1 protein-coding gene and 1 tRNA gene are annotated in these 1188 nt (G+C 48.1%); both read right to left on the bottom strand.

The window, feature by feature from the left end; genetic code table 11:
• Window positions 1–33: 33 nt before the first annotated feature.
• Window positions 34–110, bottom strand: a tRNA-Val gene (locus tag GTO89_RS16825).
• Window positions 111–243: 133 nt separating this feature from the next.
• Window positions 244–960, bottom strand: a complete 717-nt coding sequence (locus GTO89_RS16820) for a carbonic anhydrase (RefSeq protein WP_161263249.1) — start codon at window positions 958–960, stop codon at window positions 244–246.
• Window positions 961–1188 lie beyond the last annotated feature (228 nt).

Below are 1188 nucleotides of genomic sequence, written 5' to 3'. Positions count from 1 at the left end.
GCATGTTAGGCCTCTACACCACTGCTCCGTAACTGGTGGGCGATAACGGAATCGAACCGCTGACCTCTTGCATGTCAAGCAAGCGCTCTAACCATCTGAGCTAATCGCCCGTATATTTTTCGTAACGGATATGAATTATACCAGGATAGTTGGAACGCGTCAATGTTATTTTTGCCCATTACCTTGCATCCGATTACCCGCTTGAACGAATGTCGCATCCCAGTTGTGAGACCAACATCTTTTTCATTTCAGCCACTCAACCTTCCCTGTATCCAGGTCATATTTTGCCCCCTCTATCTTTATCTTTTCGATGTCCAGCGCTTCCCGTAGGATAGGACTCTTTTTAAGCTCAGTGACCGCTGCACGGACGTTTTCATCGACAGTACGCTCCACCAGTTGCGTCCCTTTGCCGCCCTTCGCCTTTTGTTCCTCAGCCAATGGACGGATCCTCTCTGTAATGGAGGCTATGCTCCCGCCATGATGCCCACCCTCGACCGCTGCTGTCACAGCTCCACAGCGTTCATGTCCCAATACAATGACGAGGGGAGTCTTCAGGTGTTCTACCGCATATTCGACGCTGCCAAGCACTTCCTGACTGACCACATTGCCGGCCACACGGACGACAAAAAGATCACCGAGGCCCTGATCAAAAATATGTTCCGGTGGAACACGAGAGTCAGAACAACTGACAATCACTGCCAAGGGTTTCTGAACCTTTGTTAACTCCCTCCGCCTGCCTTCTCCCATGTCTTTCGCTCGTGGCGTCGCTTCTGAAAAACGAAGATTGCCTTCAGTGAGAACTTGTTGGATCTCCTTTGGTGTACCTGATACCTCGGGGGTAATAGAGTTTTTCGTGGCACGAGTACATCCTGAGATAATAAAACAAAATACTAGGATAATGGTGATGATAACGCAAAAGCTACGCTGGTTATAGGGGCGTCTGACCACTCTTTTGCGCATTAGAATAACCTCCTTGGATAAAAACTTCGCTCAAACTGACTTCGCTCGAAGATAGCGTCGTTGTATTTTATCCGGTAGAGGTAAGCCTATTCGCCGGATCTCTTTTCGATTGCCTTCAAACAACCGAATAGGTTTATTTTCCACACAGTAGAAAAGGCCTATCGCAATTCACTGCGATAGGCCTTTTTTGTTCCCTCAAAACCACACAGAGTACATTTGTAAAGCAGC

The organism is Heliomicrobium gestii (genome assembly GCF_009877435.1).
Taxonomy (GTDB): Bacteria; Bacillota; Desulfitobacteriia; order Heliobacteriales; family Heliobacteriaceae; genus Heliomicrobium; species Heliomicrobium gestii.
This window is presented reverse-complemented; position numbering and strand designations above follow the sequence as displayed.

Bases quoted from the DNA above. Each gene is read 5' to 3' on its own strand.
- GTO89_RS16820 (WP_161263249.1), bottom strand. From the start codon at position 960: ATGCGCAAAAGAGTGGTCAGACGCCCCTATAACCAGCGTAGCTTTTGC.